Here is a 1,527-nt window from a genome sequence, read left to right as displayed (position 1 = left end):
TCAAGAGCATAACTATGGTTGTTGCTCGCCCTTTCGTCCAATGGCTGCCTTCCTTACGGGTAAGCATTGTGATACAAATCCTCGGATAATAGATTCTATGCTCCGAGTTCTTGTGTCAATGCCAGCTTCCCTCACTCAACGCCAGATCGCCCGTAATGTGCTTATCGAGCGGGGCATCGCACGACTGGCGGAACTTCGGAGCGCTGGCGTGACAGCGGCAACCATGAGCCGAATGGAACGGGATGGTGAAGTACTGCGGCTTGCTCGCGGTCTTTATCAACTTCCAGATGCTGAACTCGATGCCAACCATAGTCTGGCAGAGGTTGCCAAACGCGTTCCGAAAGCCGTTGTCTGCCTTGTTTCGGCTCTGGCCTTCCACGGCCTTACGGATCAACTGCCAGGACACGTGTGGCTTGCCATAGGCCGCAAAGACTGGCCTCCGAAACCAGATGGCACACCTATTCGCATCGTGCGCTTTACGGAGAGCCTGCTCCACGATGGCGTTGAAATCCATGTTATTGAAGGTGTTCCCGTGAAGATTTTCGGAGTTGCCAAAACAATTGCCGATAGCTTCCGCTATCGCAACAAGATCGGCCTCTCCGTGGCGATCGAGGGGCTTCAAGAAGCGCTACGGCAACGCAAGGCCAACCCCGGCGAGATCGCTGCTGAAGCCGAGCACGGCGGTGTTGGAACGGTGATCCGGCCGTATCTCGAGGCATTGACCGCCAATGGCTAAAGAAATCAGAAATCTCTGCGCCTCGGTGCGCACCCGCCTGTTGCAACTCGCCAAGGCAAGTGGGCAAACCTTCGATTTGGTTCTGACGCGTTTTGCGCTTGAGCGGTTATTATTCCGGCTCAGCGAATCACCTCATGCCGGCCGCTTTGTGCTGAAGGGCGCGATGCTGATGATGAGTTGGTTTGACGATCCGCACCGCGGCACGCGCGATCTCGACCTTTTGGGCTTTGGCAATCCCGAGCCGGACCCAATGCTGAAGACTTTTCGCGAGATTCTGGCGCAACAAGCTGATGATGGCGTCACGTTTGATGCAGAAACTTTACGCGTGGATCGCATTCGTGAGGGACTGGAATATGGCGGGCTCAGGCTGCGGGTCGTGGCCTTGATCAGTGGCGCGCGGATTACCCTGACGATCGACATCGGATTTGGCGATGCGCTTGAGCCTGGGGCGGAGATGCTAGATTATCCTTCTATGCTCGGCTTTCCGATGCCCCGGCTCCGAGCCTATGCGCGGGAAACCGTCATTGCCGAGAAGTTCCAGGCGATGGTCATGCTAGGGCGTGCAAACAGCCGCATGAAGGACTTCTACGACATCTGGATTCTCCACCGGTCATTCGCTTTCACCGATGACCGATTGGCGCGTGCAATCGCAGCGACGTTCGAGCGGCGCGAAACTCCGATCCCGACCGAGCTACCCGACGCCCTGACGGACGTCTTTGCCAAGGACGAGCAAAAGCAGCGGCAATGGCACGCTTTCCTTGAAGGCGTTGCACACGATCCTGGCGATCTGA

Annotated in this window: 2 protein-coding genes; both read left to right on the top strand. The window is 56.8% G+C overall.

Annotation, left to right across the window (positions count from 1 at the left end):
• The first annotated feature begins 118 nt into the window (after positions 1-118).
• Positions 119-736 carry a type IV toxin-antitoxin system AbiEi family antitoxin domain-containing protein gene (locus GDN47_RS31795; protein ID WP_152095060.1) on the top strand — a complete coding sequence of 206 codons (618 nt, stop codon included), beginning with the start codon at positions 119-121 and terminating at the stop codon, positions 734-736.
• A partial coding sequence (locus tag GDN47_RS31790; protein WP_152095059.1) for a nucleotidyl transferase AbiEii/AbiGii toxin family protein occupies positions 729-1,527 on the top strand: 799 nt, incomplete at its 3' end. The genes GDN47_RS31795 and GDN47_RS31790, both read left to right, overlap by 8 nt.

The organism is Martinezella dioscoreae (assembly GCF_009176305.1).
GTDB lineage: Bacteria > Pseudomonadota > Alphaproteobacteria > Rhizobiales > Rhizobiaceae > Rhizobium > Rhizobium dioscoreae.
Note: the sequence above shows the minus strand (reverse complement) of the source record. Positions and strands in the feature narration are given on the sequence as shown.

Excerpts from the sequence above, each read along its gene's own strand:
- GDN47_RS31795 (WP_152095060.1), top strand. The coding sequence starts at position 119 with ATGCCAGCTTCCCTCACTCAACGCCAGATCGCCCGTAATGTGCTTATC.